The sequence below is a fragment of the Cryobacterium sp. Y29 genome (assembly GCF_002929825.1).
Lineage (GTDB): Bacteria > Actinomycetota > Actinomycetes > Actinomycetales > Microbacteriaceae > Cryobacterium.
Map to the genome: position 1 here is coordinate 1 of NZ_PJJN01000005.1, position 1,504 is coordinate 1,504.

Annotated in this window: 2 protein-coding genes; one reads left to right on the forward strand and one right to left on the reverse strand. The window is 60.1% G+C overall.

The genetic code is table 11. From position 1 onward, the window contains the following. The first annotated feature begins 236 nt into the window (after nucleotides 1–236). Nucleotides 237–953: a hypothetical protein gene (locus CXY74_RS00030; RefSeq protein WP_104198533.1), complete on the forward strand. Its 717-nt coding sequence runs from the start codon at nucleotides 237–239 to the stop codon at nucleotides 951–953. A gap of 194 nt (nucleotides 954–1,147) precedes the next feature. On the opposite strand, the gene CXY74_RS00035 is transcribed toward CXY74_RS00030, so the two are convergent. After that, nucleotides 1,148–1,504: hypothetical protein (locus CXY74_RS00035; protein ID WP_233193047.1), on the reverse strand; the 357-nt coding region annotated here is incomplete at its 5' end.

Sequence of the window (1,504 nt, forward strand, 5' to 3'; positions counted from 1 at the left end):
GTTCCTTTTGCGGGCCTCGCTGTTCGTTCGGGCCGCAGGCGAAGGTCACGGCGCGCGTTGAAGAGCCTGCGTCCGGGCCAGGGCCCACGCCTAGACCTCGCACACGCGACCGCAGCTGTCGAATTGCCCATCGAGCTGGGGCAGTGCAAAACTCAACCTGAAACAGTGGCTCGCCAAGATGCAGCCCGACGGCGTCATCTCAACGCGGAGTCGACGATAAACACCAAGGGGATCCTATGAAACGTGTGACATTCGTATTGGCCGCAGCGACCGCAACGGCTGTTGTCTTGTCAGGCTGCCAAGCACAGCAACCCGTCGCACCCGATTCATCAGCGTCGGCCCCTTCGACCCCTGCCCAAACGGATCAACCCACTGCGCAGGAATCTGCTCAGGCGTGGGCGGACCAGACATTCGGGACGTTCCAGGCCTTCACCGTCACAGGCAATAGCGCTGATGAAATTGTCTTTCCCGACGACGCTAAATCTGGCTTCTACACAATCACGTGGACACCCGGCCACTGGGCCAATGAGGACTCCTATGCGCAGGTTTATGGGGAAGACGGTACCTTCCACGAAGCCGGAACAGCGGATTACCAGGGCGATTCCGCCAGCGTGGCCTATGGCTTGGACCCCACCGTTGGCCCCGCGGGCTGGATAGGCGTTGAGGCCGGCGCGGGTGACTGGTCTATTACTGTGTCACCGATTTCGGCGCTTCCCGCACTGCCGGACACCGGCGGCTACGACGCCTATCTGTATGCGGGCGCTGAGCAACCGGTCGTCTTCTCGTCCTTAAACTCGGGGCGGGTCAGCGTTCGACAGTTCAATGACGTCGATCCGACCGACAGCATCCTCCCCCAGCAAGACTTCACGGCTGTTGGCACTCTTCTCGCTGGTCCCAGCGTCGTGAACGTCCAGCTGGAAAGCGTGAGCCCCTGGACGCGATCCACAAACTAGCCAGGACGACACGACCTGATCAGCGGCCGGTTCGGTCCAGGGGACCGCTAATCACGCGTAACAGAGCGTGTTCAGTATCGAGTGAACGGTGTCCCGTAGACCGTTTCGCGAACAGGACAAGGACGCTACCTTCCCATTTGATCCGCGTCTGTCAGCACTGCCACCGCGGCGCCCTAGCATGAAAGACGAACGGCCTAACGGGTCTCAAGGGTATTTAGCTGGGGGAAGTTTTTGCCGCGCTGCGAGGTGACAGTCCAGGCAGTGGACAGCACGATGAATTTCGTTGAACCCGCCTGGTCGTTAAGTGCGGCGGCATGACTCCATATGAAGATCCATGTTTTTGCCATGGCTTTGTCGGCCAATGACGAGTTTGCACACTTATTCAGGCAGATTGCGTAGGTGTCGGCGACGAAGGCGTCATACAAGGAGCCGAAGGCGAGTGCGTCACCTGCGGCCACTCGTTCGAGTAGCAGATGACCGCCGATACTGCTTTCCGGAGAACGCGGCTCCGTCTCAGCGTCGGTCACGATGCGGGCCCGAACGATCGAATA

Excerpts from the sequence above, each read along its gene's own strand:
- CXY74_RS00030 (WP_104198533.1), top strand. The coding sequence starts at position 237 with ATGAAACGTGTGACATTCGTATTGGCCGCAGCGACCGCAACGGCTGTT.